This window comes from Aeromonas sp. 97A, from assembly GCF_051919185.1.
Taxonomy (GTDB): domain Bacteria; phylum Pseudomonadota; class Gammaproteobacteria; order Enterobacterales; family Aeromonadaceae; genus Aeromonas; species Aeromonas veronii.
Genome location: NZ_JBQBFF010000001.1, coordinates 366,341 through 385,371, shown reverse-complemented (window position 1 = coordinate 385,371; position 19,031 = coordinate 366,341). Strand labels below are relative to the sequence as shown.

The window sequence follows — 19,031 nt, the reverse complement described above, 5'->3', positions numbered from 1 at the left end:
ATAAGACAATGAATCTCCTGCTGTAACAGGAATGGTTCTCAACGATGCGCCGTGCCGATGAGGTAGACAAGACAACCTGAAATCGTTTTCCCTTTTGAACAATAAGCTGTCTAAAATCAAATAAAGTTGTAAATAATCTTTGTTATGGTGAGCGTATAGCAAGCGACCTCCCTGTCGCTTCCCCTGCTGGCTCCGCCAGATGCAGCATTTTCTGCGCCTTGAAAGCGAGTTTATGACGCCATGATCACCATCACCCTCGATGGGGCTCAGTTGACGGTTGACCCGACCAGAACCCTGCTCCAGATAGCAAAACAGCACCAGATCGATATCCCCTCCCTGTGCAGTGACAACACCAGCGCTCCCAAAACGCCGTGCGATCTCTGCGTGGTCGAGATTGCCGGGCTCGGCATCCGGCGCGCCTGCGAGACGCGCCCCGAGGCAGTGATGATGGTCACGACGCAAAGCGATGCCCTGCGCGCGCACCGCCAGCAGGCGCTCGGCCGCATCCTCGCAGATCACTACGCCGATTGCGAAGCACCCTGCCAGCGCGCCTGTCCGGCCGGGGTGGACATTCAATCCTATCTGCACCACATCGCCATGGGGGAGCACGAGGCGGCGATGGCCGTCATCAAGCAGACCCTGCCGATGCCCCTCTCCATTGGCCGGGTCTGCCCCGCTTTTTGTGAAGCGGAGTGCCGCCGTGCGCTGGTGGATGAGCCGCTGGCAATTCGTCAGCTCAAGCGCCATGCCGCCGATCTCGATCTGGCCGTGGTTGCCCCCTATCAACCGGCAAAGAAGCCTGCCAAGGGCAAGCGGGTGGCCATTATCGGCAGCGGCCCGGGCGGTCTCACCTGCGGTTATTATCTGGGTTACGAGGGGTTTGAGGTCGATCTGTTCGAGGCGATGCCCGAAGCGGGTGGCTGGCTGCGCTACGGCATCCCTGAATACCGGCTACCCAAGGCGATCCTCGATCAGGAGATCGACCTGATGTGCCAAAGCGGCATGCGGATCCACCCCCAGCAGCGACTGGGCCACCAGATCACCCTCTCGGCGCTGTGCCGCGACTATGATGCCGTCTGTCTGGCGGTTGGCGCTTCCAAGGCGGTGCCGATGGATTACCCGGGCAGCACCCTGGCCGGCTGTTATCTCGGGGTCGATTACCTCAAGGATCGGATGCTGGCCAAGCGGCTCACCACCGGCAAGAGGGTGGCGGTGATCGGGGGTGGTAATACCGCTATCGATTGCGCCCGCACGGCGGTCAGGCTGGGGGGTGACACCACCCTTATCTATCGCCGCACCCGCGCCGAGATGCCCGCCGAAGCGTACGAGATCGACGAGGCGGAGCACGAAGGGGTGCGCTTCATGATGCTCACCAATCCGGTGGAGAATCTGGCCGATGAGGGTGGTCGCGTCTGTCAGGTGCGTCTCGAGAAGATGGCCCTCGGCGAGCCGGACGCCTCCGGTCGCCGCCGCCCGGAGCCCACCGGTGAGTTCTTCCTTGAAGAGTTTGATACCGTGATTGCGGCAGTGTCGCAGCAGCCGGACCTCAGCTTTATGGAAGGGGAGCCCCTCCCCCTCCCCTTCACCCGCTGGCAGACGCTGGAGTCCCACCCCGAGACCATGCACAGCGGCCACGGCAACCTGTTCGCCATCGGCGATCTGCGCCGCGGGCCCGCCACCGCCATCGAGGCGGTCGCCGATGGCCGCAAGGCGGCGCTGGCCATCGATCAGTTCCTCCACGGTGACATGATCGACCCGGTGCGGCCCTTCAACGCCTGCAAGGCTCCCACACTCAAGCAGGTCGATCCCGCCCAGTTTGCTCACCTGAAAAAAGTCGCCCGCACCATCATGCCCCATCTGGCAGAGCAGGATCGCGAGGGCAGCTTTGCCGAGGTGGAACGCGGTTTGAGTGATGCCGATGCCCGCAGCGAAGCCAGCCGCTGCCTCGAGTGCGGCTGTCAGGCCAACACTGATTGCGCGCTACGCGACTACGCCACCGAATACAAAGTCGAGCAGAGCGCTCTCGATACCAGTCAATGCCAGAAGTTTGCAGTAGATAGCAGCAGCGAATTTATCGTCTTTGATGCCAACCGCTGCATCGGCTGCGGCCAGTGCGTGCAGACCTGTGGTGAGCAAGCGGTGCAGGGGGTGCTGCGCTTTGCCAAAAACAACGATGGTACCCTCTCGAACCGACCGCAGTTCGACACGGGACTCTCGATGGGCGACTCCCACTGCGTGCAGTGCGGCGCCTGCGTACAGGTCTGCCCCACCGGCGCCCTGGTGGATGCCCGCGACAAGTCACAGGGGCGCACCGAACTGCTCACGCCGGTCAATACCATCTGCACCTACTGCGGGGTCGGCTGCGGTGTCACCCTCTACGTCGATGAGGCGCGCAACCGCATCCGCTATGTGGAGGGGAATCGCAACTCGCCGGTCAATCTGGGGCTGCTCTGCGTCAAGGGGCGCTTCGGCTTTGACTTTATTCAGAGCGAGGAGCGCCTCACCACGCCGCTTGTCCGCAAGGATGGCGAGCTGGTGCCCGCCAGCTGGCAGGAGGCCATCGCCCTGGTCGCCGAGCGTTTCACCGCCCTGCGCCAGCGCTATGGCAGCGATGCACTGGCGGGTTTCTCGTCGGCCAAAACCACCAACGAAGAGAACTACCTGTTTCAGAAGTTCATGCGCCGGGAGCTGGGCACCAACAACGTGGATCACTGCGCGCGGCTCTGCCACGCCTCCACCGTCACCGGGCTGGAGGCGTCGCTCGGCAGCGGCGCCATGACCAACGACATCCCGAGCATTGATCACTCGGATCTCATCTTCATCATCGGCTCCGACACCTCGGCGGCCCACCCCATCATCGGCTCCCATATCAAGCGAGCCGTCACCATGAGCAAGGCGCGGCTGGTAGTGGCCGATCCCAAGCGGATCGAGATGGCGGACCATGCCAGCCTCTATCTGGCTCACCGACCCGGCACCGACGTGATGCTGCTCAACGGCCTGATGCAGCAGATCATCCAGAACAACTGGCACGACAAGGCCTATATCGCCGCACGAGTAGAAGGGTTCGAAGCGCTGCAAGCGGAGGTGCTCTCCCCCGCTTATGCACCGGACAAGGTGGCCCTTGTCACCGGCGTACCGGCCGAGCAGGTGATCGAGCTCGCGCGCCTCATCGGCACCGCCGAACGCACCGCCATCTACTACTCGATGGGGATCACCCAGCACACCACCGGCCACGACAACGTGCGCGCCATCGCCAACCTGCAACTGCTGTGCGGCAACATCGGCATTGAGGGGGGTGGCATCAACCCGCTGCGGGGCCAATCCAACGTGCAGGGCGCCTGTGACATGGGGGCGCTGCCCAACTGCCTGCCCGGCTATCAGAAGGTGGCCAACCCCGAGGTGCATGCCCGCTTCGTGGCAGCCTGGCAGCAGCCAGACTTGCCGCGCACGCCCGGGCTTACCCTCACCGAGACCATCGATGCCGCCTGCGCGGGCAGCATCAAGGGGCTCTATGTAATGGGGGAAAACCCGGTGCTGAGCGATCCGGATCAGCATCACGTCATCGAGGGGCTCAAGCAGCTGGAGTTTCTGGTGGTGCAGGATATCTTCCTCTCGGAAACCGCCCAGCTGGCCGATGTGGTGCTCCCCTCCTGCTCCTTTGCCGAGAAGAGCGGCCACTTCACCAACACCGAGCGGCGGGTGCAGCGCATCACCCCCGCCCTCAAGGCACCGGGCGACGCGCGGGAGGACTGGTGGATCATCCAGCAGATCGCCAACGCCATGGGGGGCGACTGGCACTATCAAAACCCGCAGGAGATCACCGCCGAGATCTGCCAAGTCACCCCGCAATACGCCGGCATCCAGTGGGACAAGGTTGGAGCACAAGGGCTGCAGTGGCCCTGCAACGATGCGGCGCCCGAAGGCACTCGCCTGCTCCACGCCAAGCAGTTCACCCGTGGCAAGGGGGAGATGGTCGCGACCCCGTTCCGCTATGCCGCCGAACTGCCCGACGAGACCTATCCCATCGTGCTCACTACCGGCCGCCTGCTGGAGCAGTTCCACACCGGCACCATGACCCGCAAGACCAAGGGGCTCGACAAGCTGGCTGGCCCGCGGGTGATGATGAGCGTGGTGGATGCGCAGCGGTTGGGGATCAGCAACAGCGAGCAGGTAAAAGTCACCAGTCGCCGCGGCCATATAGAACTGCCCGCCTTCGTGACCAAACGGATGCAACCTGGCGTGGTCTTTATCCCGTTCCACTTTGCCGAAGCCCCGGCCAACCGGCTCACCATCAATGCCACCGACCCCCACGCCAAAATCCCCGAGTTCAAGGTAGCTGCGGTGCGCATCGACAAGCTGGAATCCTCATCGCAAGCTGGAGAGCTATCCATGCAGAAGGAGCCAGCCAAGCCTGTAGTGGTCTAATCATCCCGGACACCATTTTAGGTGGTACAGTCGCCACCATGACCTGAGGTGTTCAATGACAAGATTACGTCGCTCATTTACTGCCGAATTCAAACTCGAAGCCGCATCCCTGGTGCTCGACCAGGGATATTCTGTCCCCGAAGCCAGTCGTTCACTGGATATCGGTGAAACCATACTTCGCCGCTGGGTTCGGCAACTGCAATCCGAACGCAGTGGCACTACCCCAATCAGCAAAGCACTGACTCTGGAGCAGCAAAAAATTCAGGAACTGGAAGCCCGCATCAACCGGCTCGAACGTGAGAAGGACATTCTAAAAAAGGCTACTGCTCTCTTGATGACGGACGAGTTCACACGTACGCGCTGATAGACCGATTAAGGGAGCAAGCCCCCATCACTTTGGTCTGCTGCGCCTTCGATGTTCCCACCTCCTGTTTTTACGATTATCTGGCTCGCAGGCGGACGATTAACCGTGAACGTATGCAACAGCGCTCTGAGTTGCGCCGTTTGTTCAAAGCGAGCCGGAACTCAACGGGCAGCCGCGCCTTGATGTCGATGATGCGGGAGTTGGGGTATCAGATTGGTCGATTCAAAGTACGTAACCTGATGAAGGAAGCCGGTCTGGTATCCAAGCAACCGGGCGCTCATCGCTATCAGGTGGCACAGTCTGAACGACCGGACATACCCAATCTGCTGGCCCGCGAATTTGATGTCCAGCAACCCAATCAGGTGTGGTGTGGCGATATCACCTACGTCTGGGCCGGTGGTCGCTGGCATTACCTGGCAGCGGTGCTTGACCTGCACACTCGGCGGGTCGTGGGCTGGGCGATGTCTGATAAACCTGATGCAGAATTGGCAATCAAAGCCCTGGAGATGGCCTATCAGCAGCGGGGTTGCCCATCTGGTGTGCTATTTCACTCTGACCAGGGCAGCCAATATGGCAGTAGGGCATTTCGGCAACGAGTGTGGCGCTATCGCATGACCCAGAGCATGAGTCGGCGTGGCAACTGCTGGGATAACGCCCCGATGGAACGGTTGTTCAGAAGCCTGAAGTCAGAGTGGCTCCCTGCTATGGGATATATGAGCTTGCGGGAAGCAAAGCGGGATATCAGTTATTACCTGATGGATTACTACAACTGGCGGCGTCCACATCAACACAATGACGGGATACCGCCAGCAAAAGCCGAAGAACGGCCTAACCAAGTGTCCGGATTTAGTTGACCACTACAAAGAGAGGGAAACATCATTAATACGTGGACACCTGACTGGATCGATGTCCAATGTAATCCATCCGGGTAGTATGTCAGCTAACACCTAATGGCCTACCAGAACAAAGAAATAAACGAAAAAACCCAACCTAATCAACAGGTTGGAATTAGCATATGGCGGAGAGATAGCCCCATCCATGACTAGTAGCCGCTCAGGCGGTCACCAAGTTTACTCAAAAACACCTATCCCTTTTCTCCTCCCATCGAGAAGCCAAAAAAGAGTTGGATGGACAGTGGTACAAGTCTATCACATGCTAAATGTGGTACCCCACGTGGTACCCCAATCCAAAATGCACAAATAGCCAGCTTCACTGAGAAGCTAACCATTTGTTTTATATGGTGCCGATAAGGGGAATCGAACTCCTGACCTTCGCATTACGAATTATAACACCCATCGTCTAAACACATCCAAGAAAGTCTTAACAATAAACCATATCACACTGATTTATAACACAATTTAAATAATGATCGTCCGTGTTTGTCCAAAGAGATACTCACATATACAATGACAATAAAGTACGCCGACAAGTACGCGAGACGCCATGATAAAAACTGACCGAGAATGTAGAGCCTTAGTACCTGAAGAAGGAAAACAACGGATTGTCAAGGCAGTCTATAGTGGAGGAAACAAGGGCTTATGTCTTGAAGCTAGAGCTGGAGCACAAACCAAAAGCTGGCTCTATAGATATTACATAGCTCAAAAGCAAACGAAGATGACTCTTGGGAACTATCCTGCAATGAGTCTGGCACTGGCCCGAGAAACCCATGCTCGAATGGTTGTATTCGTTAAACAAGGCATTGATCCCCGAGAGGCAGTGTTAAGTTCCAAGCAAAAAAATGAACAAATGCCTACATTGAACGAATTTTTCGAGCAATGGATTCAACATAAAGCCAATGCCAAACGTAGTAATCGGAAGTATATGGAAATCGGTGCAAGAACTGTCTCTGACTATCGAAGCATCTACAAAACGCATCTAGCGAATGCTCTAGGTAAACTCCGAGTATGTGACATATCAATGGCTGTATTGCATCAACATTATCAAAAGCTCCAAAAAGGGAGCTTGGAGGGCTTACGTAAATCAATGGGGTTGATGAATCAAATGATGGATGAATCAGTCAGAAAACAACTTATTGATTCAAATCCGACATTAGCTCTAAAACCAAAAATTTATAATGCTACCCCTAACGACCCAAGGCAACGATCTTTATCTACTATTGAATTGGCTAGATTGTGGAAAACAATAGATGAAAACTCGGTAAAATGGAGAGAACACAGTACCAATGGTAAAAATAAAACCACTTCAATGACCATGTCTACGAGTGTAGCCAATGCTATTAAAATAATTATTCTCACTGCTGTTCGCAGAGGAGAGGTTGCTTCTATGGAGTGGTCACACCTAAATGATGAGGAATGGCTCATTCCGGATACTAAAAATAAAATTCCACACGTAGTAACTCTATGTCCGCTAGCAAAACAAATCATTTCTGAGCAAAGAAAAATCACATCAAAGACATGTAAATTTGTTTTCGAATCATGTGTCAGACCTGAATTCCCGATAACTGGTGATGCAATAACTCGCGCACTTAGCAGACTACAAGAAGCAAAGATGATAGATATTGAACACTTCACATTACATGACCTCAGACGTAGCGTTTCAAATGGTTGTGGGCGTGAACTTAATGCAACGCCTTTTGAAGTAGAACACCTACTTAATCACACAATCAGTGATAGATTATCTAGAATTTATCAAGGTGAGTCTATGCGTGACAAAGACAAGCTTAAAAAGTTATTCTTGGGTTGGGGGAATTTCGTTAGCCAGTACATTGCAAATAATCCTGAACATATGGACCAAGATATCAGACATGATAACGTCATTAAAATTAACTTCCGTAAATGATGAGGTTCAGACACTACACTAACATGTAGACCTACCATCAGTTATCATCAAACAAATCGGAGAGCACCATGAGAGTCGATTTAGCTCATGACTTGAAGCCTAGATTAGCTATAACTGACTCACTAATTGAGAACCTTAATATTCCACATCATCCATTGATGGTTCATTTATGGATAGTTTCTGGCGTAAAACCAGAAACTATCCCTCAGCTCGCTAAAATGGTTATGACAGATGTTGGCACGATATGCCACCTCACCGGCATTAGCAAGAATACTATTTCACGTAAACTCAGAACAAATACACCTCTGACTATTCAACAAGGTTCTAGGGTTTATGGTGTTATATTGGCTCTGGATGCGGCTCGCTCCCTAAATGAAAATGATAATACCAAATCCATAGCATGGCTACATCAACCAGCTAAGGGACTTGGCGGGAAAATGCCAGCTGAACTGTTGAGTACATCAGTAGGAGTTCAAGCAGTGGTAGACTTAGTAGGACGAATTGAACATGGTGTCTACTAATATAAGACAACACATCTGGCTGCCATAATTTTAGTTTTTCCTCGCGTAGCGAGAAAAGATCCAGATTTATTATAATTAAAGGGGGGGTGTCCCCCCTTGCATTCCGTAAAAACATCTATAAAAATCATTGTTACTCATTATGAGTATACTCTTCAAAAAAAATGTCATCTTCTAAATATTGAGCATACAACTTATATGCTAACTGTTGAGCCATATTGGATATACTTGTATCCACGTCGGGGGGAGTCAATGCAGGAAGAATTTTACCTGGTAATGAGAAAGTATAACTTTCATCGCCACTGTGCATATCATAACTTGTAGTTGTATCTGTCGACGTCATTAAATCAAACCCTAACTCTTTAGCAAGAAATATCCATACCCAACACCGGAATGAGTCTTCCTTATCATAATCACTAACCAGCTTATATATTGCGTCAACAGAACCATTGATTGCACTAACAATCCACCAATAATAAGCATTCACCACCATGCCACGAGTTTCACATTCTATTGCAATAGATTCACTACGTTTACTGCCGCCCATATAGCCAATGTATAAAGAGGAATCAAGTCCATGTGATGCCAACTCGAACACAGCATCCATATCAAATGACATTGCAGCTTTTTTCAAGTGATGATACCAATAAATGTATCGTTCTTTATCTGTGTCAACTAATGCATTAATATCAGCACTATTAAAGCCACTGGCTATTCTGTACAATTTTTGATGAAGTTCAAAATCGGTAAATGACGAGGCATTTCGGTCTGCAAATGCACTTAGCTGGACCAACCCCTGGTGTACTAATGGCGAGTTAAATTCATTCTGTTTAAACATATTCATTAATTCCCCAGCATAATGGTCTGAGGAGCTAAAGCGGCTCGCAGTAGTCGAATTAGGAGGAAGTTGATTACTCTTAATATAAAGCTGAGTAATGTAATCGTCGTTTAGGCGATTCCTAAAAATCTCTTTTACGCGTAGGCTTATAATACCCGCCTGCACTAACGAAGTGGCCAACTTCTGAGCAACAAGCTCAGGAATACTAATACCCAGAATAATAGCTCTAGCCTCAATTGCACTTACATCCAACGCAACCTGCCATTTCGTATTACTGAGCAGAATCGCATCAGCTTGCAATGACGCGTAAGTACTGTAGCCATAGGCCGCAGCAATCATCTCGTAGATATGACTACGTTTGAGGGAGATGCCTAGTACATCTTTGAGCTCAAGCTGGGTTGTGTGGACGAACGCTTTGATGGTCATGATCCAATCTCCTAGTCCTACCCCGGGGTATACATCGCACGTTTAATCCATCCAAGGTGAGGATTTGAGGTTGAGATCATGTGGCTTGAGAGTAGTAACCATTTTGACTCGTGCGAAAGTCTGGCTGGTCAGCCGAGACAAATCATATCCGAATTGACAGAACAGTCCAAGAGAATCATGGACTACGGGCGTAGCCAGTTCTACACCGATCAGATCATCGTCACTTTCCTGATTGTTAAGGGGATTTTCAACCTCACTATGCGGGCTACTCAGGGACTATACGACTCCATGTTAGAGCTGATGAATGTGCCACTGCTCACAACGGGTATAGCTATGTCAGCAGGTTAGCACGCACGGTGACGGTGACTTATCGACAACCCGCATTACCGTCTTGGTTATCGACTCAACCGGGTTGAAGGTGTTTGCTGAAGGCGAGTAGAAGATCAGAAAACATGGTGGCGAGTCTGGCGCAAGTTGCATCTGGCAGTAGAGCCGGTGACCCACGATATCGTGACGGCGGAAGTCTCGTTGGAAAATGTCCATGATGCCGAGGTGTTGCCCACCTTGCTCAACCCTCTGCGGCGGCGCAAGCTGGGGCGTATCAAACACCTAATGCACTCCGCTAAAGCTTACCATGAGACAACTCCTTGCAACCCCAGCAGGGGCAATCAACAGGCGGATAGTAAGAAACCACGAACAGGCGGAGCAGTTTCAGTCCTGACACTGGAGGGGGCTCGGAAGAATTGCCGCTGTGCTGGTTGAAGCGATCCTCCAACTCAGTAATACGGCCTGGCAGCTTATTTATGAACTCGTCGGTCTGCTCGAGGGCCAGAGAGTTAACTGCCTGTGTCGGATGCTTTATGGTCATGCCAGAAAGCAATACGGGAGGGACCATCTGCAAGCAGAATACGCCGCCTTCCCAATATTGTTACTTTTTCCATCGTCGCTAATTACAAAGCTGACTGTGAGCTGAATGTAACTCATATTTATCGGCAGTTATAAACACGCTACTCCACTGTGTAATAAAAACTTAAGATTGCAGTCTTATTCTCGCACTCACCAAACCAAAATTAATCATCAATGAGTAATTATGTTGCATTTTAAAAAACTAGCATTGAGTGTTGTAGTTAGCTCCATTTTATTAGCAGGCTGTAATGACAATCACAGTCAAACTGACCAATATATTGACAGCGAAAATGTTCAAACATTAAAGATTTCGATTGTTACCGATACACATCTATATGATGGTAGTATGGGGGATGATATTAATGGCGAGATGTTTCAAGCCGCTATTAGTAGCGACCGCAAGGCGTTTTTGCAAAGTCAAGAATTACTTGATCATGCAATTCAAGAAATGATTAAAAACGGTACCAACGTTATTTTAGTACCAGGTGATTTGACCAAGGATGGGGAACGAATTAACCATAAAAAAGTACGTACAAGCTTGCAGCGTGCTAGAGAACAAGGAATCAAAGTCTATGTGGTGCCGGGTAACCACGATATGAATAACCCCTATGGTTATAAAGAATCCCTGACCCAAACCCTGACCGCCAAAGGAGCTGTCTATCTGGAAGGAAATGAGCAGAATGTTGTCCCTGGCAGCATGGCGCCGCATATGACTAACACCACTGGCGAACCTATGTTTATGGAGAACTGGGATAATTTCTACCAAGATTTTGGTTTTAATGAAGCCATTGCCCGAGACCCTAACTCTTTCTCCTTTGTTGCCGAACCAACAGAGGGCGTGCGAATCCTCGCAATAGACTCCATTACCTCCTCCATCAAAGATGTGCAACAGCACTGGCAAGCTAATAGTCCGGATTATAGTAAAACTGGCGGATCTCTGCTGACGCCTGAGCGTTTGAGCACTCTGGAGTGGATTAAACAGCAGGCACAGGAAGCCAAAGATCAAGGAAAGATATTGCTGGCAATGAACCATGCTGGTGTTATTGAACATTTCCCTAGCAAGAGTGCTTTAATCCCTGGTTATGTCATCGATGGTGAAAAAACCTCATTTCATGATAGTATCGATGTACCCACCTATATAGAAGAATTTACCAACACATACACTGGTAAGAAGAGCAAAACCCTCTATACCAGCACCAGTGAGTATATATCAAAAATCTTGGCGCAAGCAGGTGTGAACATTGTGTTTACTGGTCACTTCCACGCTAATGATATTACCAAACGTCAATATGAGGATGGTAGTTGGATCTATGATATTCAAACAGGTGCCTCAGTGAGCTATCCCGCACCTTATCGCTCGGTATTGGTCGATATTAAAAACAAATTGATAACCACAGATGTTGACAACACAACGGTTATGGAATCAGTTCCTGATGCAAATTTAGTTGGTTTGGTCGATGGTTTGAGCCAAAATATTTTCGCGGCACTCGGTGTTGATATTGATGGACCATTGCTGGAGATCCTTGACAATTCACTAACAAAAAAACCTGTGGCCAAAACCATGCTGGATGTCTATAAGCGTGAGAATTGCCAAAAATTTATCTGTCAAGATTCGGAATGGCAACCCCTGTTTGAAGCAGATGTGTTAGCTGATTCAGGGCTTACCTGGAATGAGCTGTATAAGACAACCCTCAGCCAGTTGATCGGTGCGGTGCTCAAAGCCCATTACCATGGTGATGAAGAGAACTCAGAACAAATCGATGATAAAATGCGCTTTGTTTTAAACTGGGCTCGTGAATATGGCCAAAAACATAATGTTAGCAAACAGGAATTGGCAGACGAAGTCACCAAACTTAAGACTTTGACGCTTTCCCAAGAGTGGGACCCTAGCAAGGATCTCAGCAACCTCCTTGGCGATAAAATGCTGGCGCCAATTTATGGCCTACTAGGTACCGTCGGTGAAGGGATTATCTATGATCCGGTACCAGACCTGAATATCCAGATTGACATGACAAACGGCCAATTTGAAAACCTAAAATAATTAGGCCTATCGTACCAGCCGAACCGCTCCCCCTTATGGTGAGCGGTTTTTTTATTAACTGTGGCCATCAAACACAATGCATAAGTGTAATACTCATTATTAATCTGCTATTTGGACACAACACTGATGTCCATACTACCTATTTATGCCGAACTACTCTTCCTACTATTTGTCTTGGGAAGGTGCGAATAAGTACCCTATGTGCCAAAACTAAAAAGTTTAGCCATTTAATATCAATAATTTAGAATGGTGTGTTTTTGTTGTGCCAAGTGACTTGTTAGCACCTTCCCTAGATGTACCACATAGTTAGCTCAGTGAGAACTACAGACTTGAACAAAAATCCGCATGTATCAAATAAATTCGCTAAAGCTATAACCATATATCATACAGCATTATATATTTTTGCAATGATTATTATTGGGTCGACCTCTGGTTGAACTGATTATTACATTTAGATAATGTTACTCCATTGAAACATTGGTGATTACTTTACAAATTCCAACAACCTAAAAACAGGTTACACAATAACTTACTATATATAATTTCAGTCAATGAATGGTTGGTTGGTTGGTTGGTTGGTATAGGCAACCTATTGAACTTTGATAATTCAAAATTTTTTAAATACAGTCTGTATGGAGATGGTATTCACCTGACAGTTGCCCACAAAAGGGAGTGGTCATACGGCTTCAAACCGGATAACAAAACGGTACCCCTACCGTGTTATCTGGAGTCACCATATGACCACCAACGAGAAAGTAGCACGTCATAAACTCAGCCTGCTAGAGCTCGCCAAAGAGCTCAATAACGTCAGAAAAGCCTGCAAGCTCATCGGCTACAGCCGCCAGCAGTTCTACGAGATTCGCCGTAACTACCAGACCTATGGCGCCGAGGGCTTGCTCGACAAACTCCCCGGCTGTAAAGGCGCTCATCCCAACCGGGTCGCTCCCGAGATTGAGCAAGCCATCCTCGATTACTCTCTCACCAGACCAACCCATGGCCCGCTGCGGGCCGCGCAAGAACTGGCTCTGCAAGGCATCAACGTCAGTGCGGGCGGTGTGCGTGGCGTGTGGCAACGTCACGACTTGCTCTCCAAGCATGACCGCTTGTTGCGCCTCGAGAAAACCCATAGGGAACAGACGATTGAGCTCAATGACGAGCAGATCCGCCTGCTCGAGCGCTTCAGCCCCGAGTTTCGCGAACGCCAAATTGAGGTTCACTACACCGGGGAACTGGTGGCGGTCGACACCTTCTTCGTCGGCGCACTCAAAGGGGTTGGCAAGGTGTATCTGCAAACCGTGCTGGACTGCTACAGCCGCCACGCCTGGGGACGGCTCTACACCAGCAAGCTGCCGGTGACCTCGGTTCATGTGCTCAACGAAACGGTCCTGCCGTTCTTCGAAGCCCATGAGGCTCGGGTCTATACCATCTTGTCGAACAACGGGCGCGAGTTCTGTGGGCGCCCTGACCATCATCCCTACGAGCTGTTCCTGCAACTGGAGGGGATTGAGCACCGGACCACCAAGGTACGCAGACCGCAGAGCAACGGCTTTATCGAGCGGCTACATCGTACCCTGCTGGATGAACACTTCCGTATCAAGGGGAGGACAACCTGGTATGAGTCGGTAGAGCAGATGCAGACAGACCTGGATAGCTACCTGGAGCACTACAACATCCAGCGGCCACATCAGGGCAGGATGATGGAAGGACAGACTCCCTACAGCATGTTCAAAAAGGGTCTGAAATTGATACCGAAGGAAGTGCGCACTAAAGTAGCGTAAACAAGACACCGGTTTGAGGCCGGTGTCAGGTGATAACTAGATCTGTACAGCTCCGCTCAGTTCACTTGTCGCCTGACAGGGGATCTCCTGTTGGGACTTGCCCATCTGACTCTCTAGGTTGGTTGAGTCAGAGGATCAGCTCCCCGGATTCGCTGAAAATTTCGGATTTAGTCAATAACCCACTAAAATTCCACAATAATTAAATTTTTTCCTACACTCAGACTAACGCTCACAGGGATGTCACTATGAACTTATCCATTAAAAACAAGCTGGTCTTGGCTATCGGGATCATCATCCTGGTGATCACCGGCCTGCAAGTCTGGTACAACACCTCACAACTGCGCACTGAAACCCAGAGACTGGTCTGGAGCATCATTGACGAAAGCTCCATGGCCAACGTCAAGGGTATCTCCAACTGGGTCGATGCCCGCATCAGCATGGTCAGTACCACCAAGGAAGCATTCACCAAAGAAGATGAACCCATCAGCCATCTGGCCCAAGCCATGAATGCCGGTGGCTTTGAGGGGGTCTATGCCGGTACTGCTGACGGCAAGATGCTCGAGAGTACCCCCTCCGGCCTGCCAGCCGATTATGACCCCCGTCAACGCACCTGGTACAAGGATGCAGTTGCCGCCGGTAAACTGGTCATCACTGCGCCCTACGCCGATGTCTCTAACGGCAGTTTGATCGTCACCATCGCCGAGCCATTCCAGCGTGGCAACACCCAGGGGGTTATCGCCGGAGATGTCTCTATCAGCGCCCTTATCTCGGATATTCTGACGGTCACTACCGAGGGGACTTACGCCATTCTGGTCGACAGCAACGGCACCATCATCGCCCACCCCGATGCCTCCCTGAGTCTGAAACCCGCCACAACGCTAGCCCCCGAGTTGACCGCGTCTTACATCAATCAGATCGCTCATGACGGTACGATCAACGAGCTGGTGATCAGCGGTAAGAAAGAGGTCTTTGACTTTAACGCGATCCCCAACACCAATTGGTATTACGGCATGATGGTGGATGACGAAACCGCTTACCAGTCGGTACGCCGCATGGTCACCTCCTCACTTATTCAGGGACTTATCACCATATTGATCGTGGCTGGCTTCTCCTATGTCGCCATCAACAGCTCGCTAGCGCCTCTGAAAACCCTGGGCGAGGCAATTGCCGATCTCTCCCGTGGCAACGGCGATTTGACCCGCCGCCTCAAGATCGAGCGTGAAGATGAGGTGAGCGCGGTTGCCAAACACGTCAATACCTTCATTGAGCGGCTCCATGCTATGGTGCAGGACATTTCCAACTCCTCCGGCCAACTCAACCAGCAGGCCAAGTCCTCCCACAGCATGGCGGAGAAGGCCAATGAGGGGCTGGCTCGCCAGCAAAACGAGATCACTCAGATCGCCACTGCGGTCCATGAGATGTCGGCAACTGCGGTCGATGTTGCCAGCAACGCCGAGCAAACTGCCGAAGCGGCCCGCAGCTCCTCCAGCAGTTGCGAGCATGGCAAACAGGTGATCGCCCGCAACCAGCGCTCCATCACCGATCTGGCCACCCAGGTGGAACAGGCCTCCAACATCATTCAGGAACTGGAGAAAAACGCTCAGGAGATCAACACCATCCTCTCCACCATTCAGGGCATCGCCGAGCAGACCAACCTGCTGGCGCTCAACGCTGCCATTGAAGCGGCGCGTGCCGGTGAACAGGGCCGTGGCTTTGCGGTAGTGGCCGACGAGGTGCGCGTTTTGTCACAGCGTACCCACAGCTCGACTGTCGAGATCCGCAGCATGATCGAAACCCTGCAACGCAATACCCAGGGAGCGGTCAGCACCATGCACGAAGGCCAGCAGCTGGCCCAGAACAGCGTGGATGACGCCAACAACGCCACCCATGCGCTGGAGCAGATCACCACCTCGATCAACCAGATCTCCGACATGGCGACCCAGATCTCCAGCGCAGCCGAAGAGCAACGAGCCGTCACCGACGAGGTAAGCCGCAACATTCAGGCGGTCAAAGATGTCTCGGACGAACTGGCGTTGGATGCAGACAGTTCACGTCATCTCTCTGAACAACTTAAAAATATTTCGGATGAACTGAGTAATCAGGTCGGTATGTTCCGCATTTGAGTATGAGTAAAGGGGGCGTATATGCCAAATGCCACTCAGTTAAGGCTCCAGAGGCCGCTCCCCTGATGTGTAAAAATCCGAAACCTTTTGATTTGGTTTCGGATTTTTTATGCTTATCGACTAAGGAAGAGGCGAACAAGTTGATTGCTCCTTCATCATAATCAGCCTACTCACGTTTATAATTTCATTACTCCATTCGCACCGTCCTAAAAACATCCGATTACATCTCTATCTTGTTGATATGAAACTGATATATCCATAGCTTACATTAAGTAACGTTAAAAACGTTTGCCATAGTTCTTACATGTGATTGAATATTCGCCGCTCAATTTTTGAGCATGCAAAGGTTATGGATATTAGAATGGATAGTGCAATGTTGTTGCCTGCGGAAAATGCGGGTCATACGAGCCCACCTCGTATGACCCTTTTATTATCTCGTCTGCAATTTGGGGCGAAGATGAATGTTTTGATGGGACTTATGTTGTTGTTAAGGAAGGTGCGAATAAGCGGGGAAATTCTTCTCGGCTGACGCAGTCATTTCATTTCTTCATGTTTGAGCCGATTTTTTCTCCCGTAAATGCCTTGAATCAGCCTATTTAGACCGTTTCTTCGCCATTTAAGGCGTTATTCCCAGTTTTTAGTGAGATCTCTCCCACTGACGTATCATTTGGTCCGCCCGAAACAGGTTGGCCAGCGTGAATAACATCGCCAGTTGGTTATCGTTTTTCAGCAACCCCTTGTATCTGGCTTTCACGAAGCCGAACTGTCGCTTGATGATGCGAAATGGGTGCTCCACCTTGGCCCGGATGCTGGCTTTCATGTATTCGATGTTGATGGCCGTTTTGTTCTTGCGTGGATGCTGTTTCAAGGTTCTTACCTTGCCGGGGCGCTCGGCGATCAGCCAGTCCACATCCACCTCGGCCAGCTCCTTGCGCTGTGGCGCCCCTTGGTAGCCGGCATCGGCTGAGACAAATTGCTCCTCTCCATGCAGCAGATTACCCAGCTGATTGAGGTCATGCTCGTTGGCCGCTTAGAGATCCCCTCATTTTTTAGAATGATAGCGGCACGTTGATCGAAGATATAAACATCTGCTCATTGCTGAAAAAGCCAAACCACGCTACAGACCGCATAAAACCTGATTTCCTTTCTTTTTACGCTTCACTGTATTTGCCGGTCAAAAAGAAGAGGGCATTCTTGGAGTCCGCGCCACGCCTAGCTCATATGAGGGGATGATTAAGCGTTGGCCGCGGTGGTGACTAGGCTGTGGGTCAGGCCACTCTTGGCATCGACACCAATGTGGGCCTTCATGCCAAAGTGTCACTGATTGCCTTTCTTGGTCTGATGCATCTCCGGATCGCGTTGCTGCTCTTTGTTCTTGGTCGAGCTGGGTGCCTCAATGATGGTGGCATCGACCAAGGTGCCTTGAGTCATCATGACGCCTGCTTCGGCCAGACAGCGATTGATGGTCTTGAACAATTGGCGGGCCAGTTGATGCTGCTCCAGCAGGTGGCGGAAATTCATGATGGTGGTGCGGTCCGGCAAGGCGCTATCCAGGGATAACCGGGCAAACAGACGCATGGAGGCGATTTCGTACAGAGCATCTTCCATCGCGCCATCGCTCAGGTTGTACCAATGCTGCATGCAGTGAATGCGTAGCATGGTTTCCAGCGGATAAGGTCGCCGGCCATTACCAGCCTTGGGGTAAAACGGCTCGATGACTTCCACCATGTTTTGCCATGGCAGAATCTGCTCCATGCGGGACAAGAAAATCTCTTTTCTGGTCTGACGGCGCTTACTGCTGAATTCACTGTCGGCGAAGGTGAGCTGATGACTCATGATGAACCCTTTTTCATGGCTCCAGATGACAAACATGATCTCATATCAGGGACTTGTTCGCACCTTCCCTAGCCAAACGACTGGGGTTAAAATGATAAAGATACATAGCTATGGGCCATTATAGAGTTGCATCCTGCATATTGGTTAACGTGTTGATTTATAGTGTTTTTTATGCACGTATGGTGTAATGTGACGCTAGCATGGTATTGAGAATGTAGTTATGGATAACAAAGTTTCAATCGAAGAAATGCAAGCATTAAAAGTATTGCTTGTAGATGACCACGCTATATTGCGGGCAGGAGTCAAAGCTACACTCTCAACAGATCACCTTATGAAGGTGATTGCAGAGGCTGGCAATGGTAAAGAAGGATTAGATCTGGCAGTAGAATATGAACCAGATTTAATATTGCTTGACCTTCAAATGCCAGTGCTTAATGGATTAGAAACGCTGAAGAGAATCAGAGCAAAGAAAATAAAAAGCAAGGTCGTTATCTTCACCGAGTCAGATTTGGAAATTGATGTTGTAGAAGCGTTTAGGTTCGGAGCCAATGGATATCTTTCAAAAAATATTGAACCGCTTGATTTAATTGGCTTCATTAAGAGCATATGTGCTGATACATCAATTGAAAGTCCTCAGTCAAACAATAAAGTAATGTCAATCTCATTATCAGATAGTAATGTTGGCATTATTGAATCATTAAGCCATAGAGAAATTGATGTAGTAAAACTTCTTGCTGAAGGTCACTCAAACAAAGTCATTTCAAAATTATTATATATATCTCATGGGACGGTAAAAATACATGTGAGAAACATTCTAAGAAAACTAAAATTAAAGTCTAGAGTTGCTGTTACTGTATGGGCACATAACCGAACTATTAAGTAACTATAATTTAAAAATGTACATAAATAAAAATTAACTTGATATTTTTATTGTTGCAGATTATTGCCATACTAGTTAACGACTCTCTTAAATCATA

Annotated in this window: 9 protein-coding genes and 3 pseudogenes; 9 read left to right on the top strand and 3 right to left on the bottom strand. The window is 50.2% G+C overall.

Annotated elements, in window-relative coordinates:
• Positions 1 to 240 precede the first annotated feature (240 nt).
• From fdhF to ACTG27_RS01800, 4 genes are all read left to right on the top strand, one after another.
• Entirely contained in the window at positions 241 to 4,425 is a 4,185-nt protein-coding gene (fdhF, locus tag ACTG27_RS01815) for a formate dehydrogenase subunit alpha (protein WP_439978978.1), read from the top strand.
• 55 nt (positions 4,426 to 4,480) lie between these two features.
• Positions 4,481 to 5,643 (top strand): IS3 family transposase gene (locus ACTG27_RS01810; RefSeq protein WP_439978977.1). Its coding sequence is split into 2 segments (ribosomal slippage): positions 4,481 to 4,736 and positions 4,736 to 5,643, totalling 1,164 coding nucleotides; the frame shifts between segments, so codons are not numbered across the junction.
• 589 nt (positions 5,644 to 6,232) lie between these two features.
• The gene (locus tag ACTG27_RS01805) at positions 6,233 to 7,588 is read left to right on the top strand and encodes a tyrosine-type recombinase/integrase (RefSeq protein WP_080768666.1); all 1,356 of its coding nucleotides are present in this window, start codon (positions 6,233 to 6,235) and stop codon (positions 7,586 to 7,588) included.
• Positions 7,589 to 7,656: 68 nt separating this feature from the next.
• Positions 7,657 to 8,109 (top strand): antitoxin Xre/MbcA/ParS toxin-binding domain-containing protein, encoded by a 453-nt coding sequence (locus tag ACTG27_RS01800; protein ID WP_082034781.1) that lies wholly within the window; start codon positions 7,657 to 7,659, stop codon positions 8,107 to 8,109.
• A gap of 130 nt (positions 8,110 to 8,239) precedes the next feature.
• Here the strand turns inward: ACTG27_RS01800 and ACTG27_RS01795 are convergent, their stop codons facing one another.
• Entirely contained in the window at positions 8,240 to 9,370 is a 1,131-nt protein-coding gene (locus tag ACTG27_RS01795) for a hypothetical protein (protein WP_421207940.1), read from the bottom strand.
• A 186-nt stretch (positions 9,371 to 9,556) separates the two neighbouring features.
• On the opposite strand from ACTG27_RS01795, the pseudogene ACTG27_RS01790 reads away from it, so the two are divergent.
• From ACTG27_RS01790 to ACTG27_RS01775, 4 genes and pseudogenes are all read left to right on the top strand, one after another.
• Positions 9,557 to 10,102, top strand: a pseudogene (locus ACTG27_RS01790) (transposase); the annotation flags it as partial.
• 358 nt (positions 10,103 to 10,460) lie between these two features.
• Positions 10,461 to 12,317 (top strand): metallophosphoesterase family protein, encoded by a 1,857-nt coding sequence (locus ACTG27_RS01785; RefSeq protein ID WP_100654370.1) that lies wholly within the window; start codon positions 10,461 to 10,463, stop codon positions 12,315 to 12,317.
• A 737-nt stretch (positions 12,318 to 13,054) separates the two neighbouring features.
• On the top strand, positions 13,055 to 14,095 hold the full coding sequence (locus tag ACTG27_RS01780; protein WP_439978976.1) for an IS481 family transposase: 1,041 nt from the start codon (positions 13,055 to 13,057) through the stop codon (positions 14,093 to 14,095).
• 245 nt (positions 14,096 to 14,340) lie between these two features.
• Complete coding sequence (locus ACTG27_RS01775; RefSeq protein WP_100654373.1) at positions 14,341 to 16,218, top strand: methyl-accepting chemotaxis protein; 1,878 nt, start codon at positions 14,341 to 14,343, stop codon at positions 16,216 to 16,218.
• Between the two features lie 637 nt (positions 16,219 to 16,855).
• Here the strand turns inward: ACTG27_RS01775 and ACTG27_RS01770 are convergent.
• Both ACTG27_RS01770 and ACTG27_RS01765 read right to left on the bottom strand, forming a co-directional pair.
• Positions 16,856 to 17,248, bottom strand: a pseudogene (locus ACTG27_RS01770) (transposase); the annotation flags it as partial.
• 218 nt (positions 17,249 to 17,466) lie between these two features.
• Positions 17,467 to 18,054, bottom strand: a pseudogene (locus tag ACTG27_RS01765) (IS5-like element IS5B family transposase); the annotation flags it as partial.
• Between the two features lie 220 nt (positions 18,055 to 18,274).
• Here ACTG27_RS01765 and ACTG27_RS01760 point away from each other — a divergent pair.
• Positions 18,275 to 18,937: a response regulator gene (locus tag ACTG27_RS01760; RefSeq protein ID WP_144716203.1), complete on the top strand. Its 663-nt coding sequence runs from the start codon at positions 18,275 to 18,277 to the stop codon at positions 18,935 to 18,937.
• Positions 18,938 to 19,031: the final 94 nt, after the last annotated feature.

What these genes read in the sequence shown, in the direction of transcription:
- ACTG27_RS01780 (WP_439978976.1), top strand. Translation starts at nt 13,055, where the DNA reads ATGACCACCAACGAGAAAGTAGCACGTCATAAACTCAGCCTGCTAGAG.
- ACTG27_RS01795 (WP_421207940.1), bottom strand. Translation starts at nt 9,370, where the DNA reads ATGACCATCAAAGCGTTCGTCCACACAACCCAGCTTGAGCTCAAAGAT.
- ACTG27_RS01775 (WP_100654373.1), top strand. Translation starts at nt 14,341, where the DNA reads ATGAACTTATCCATTAAAAACAAGCTGGTCTTGGCTATCGGGATCATC.
- ACTG27_RS01785 (WP_100654370.1), top strand. Translation starts at nt 10,461, where the DNA reads ATGTTGCATTTTAAAAAACTAGCATTGAGTGTTGTAGTTAGCTCCATT.
- ACTG27_RS01800 (WP_082034781.1), top strand. Translation starts at nt 7,657, where the DNA reads ATGAGAGTCGATTTAGCTCATGACTTGAAGCCTAGATTAGCTATAACT.
- ACTG27_RS01805 (WP_080768666.1), top strand. Translation starts at nt 6,233, where the DNA reads ATGATAAAAACTGACCGAGAATGTAGAGCCTTAGTACCTGAAGAAGGA.
- fdhF (WP_439978978.1), top strand. Translation starts at nt 241, where the DNA reads ATGATCACCATCACCCTCGATGGGGCTCAGTTGACGGTTGACCCGACC.
- ACTG27_RS01760 (WP_144716203.1), top strand. Translation starts at nt 18,275, where the DNA reads ATGGATAACAAAGTTTCAATCGAAGAAATGCAAGCATTAAAAGTATTG.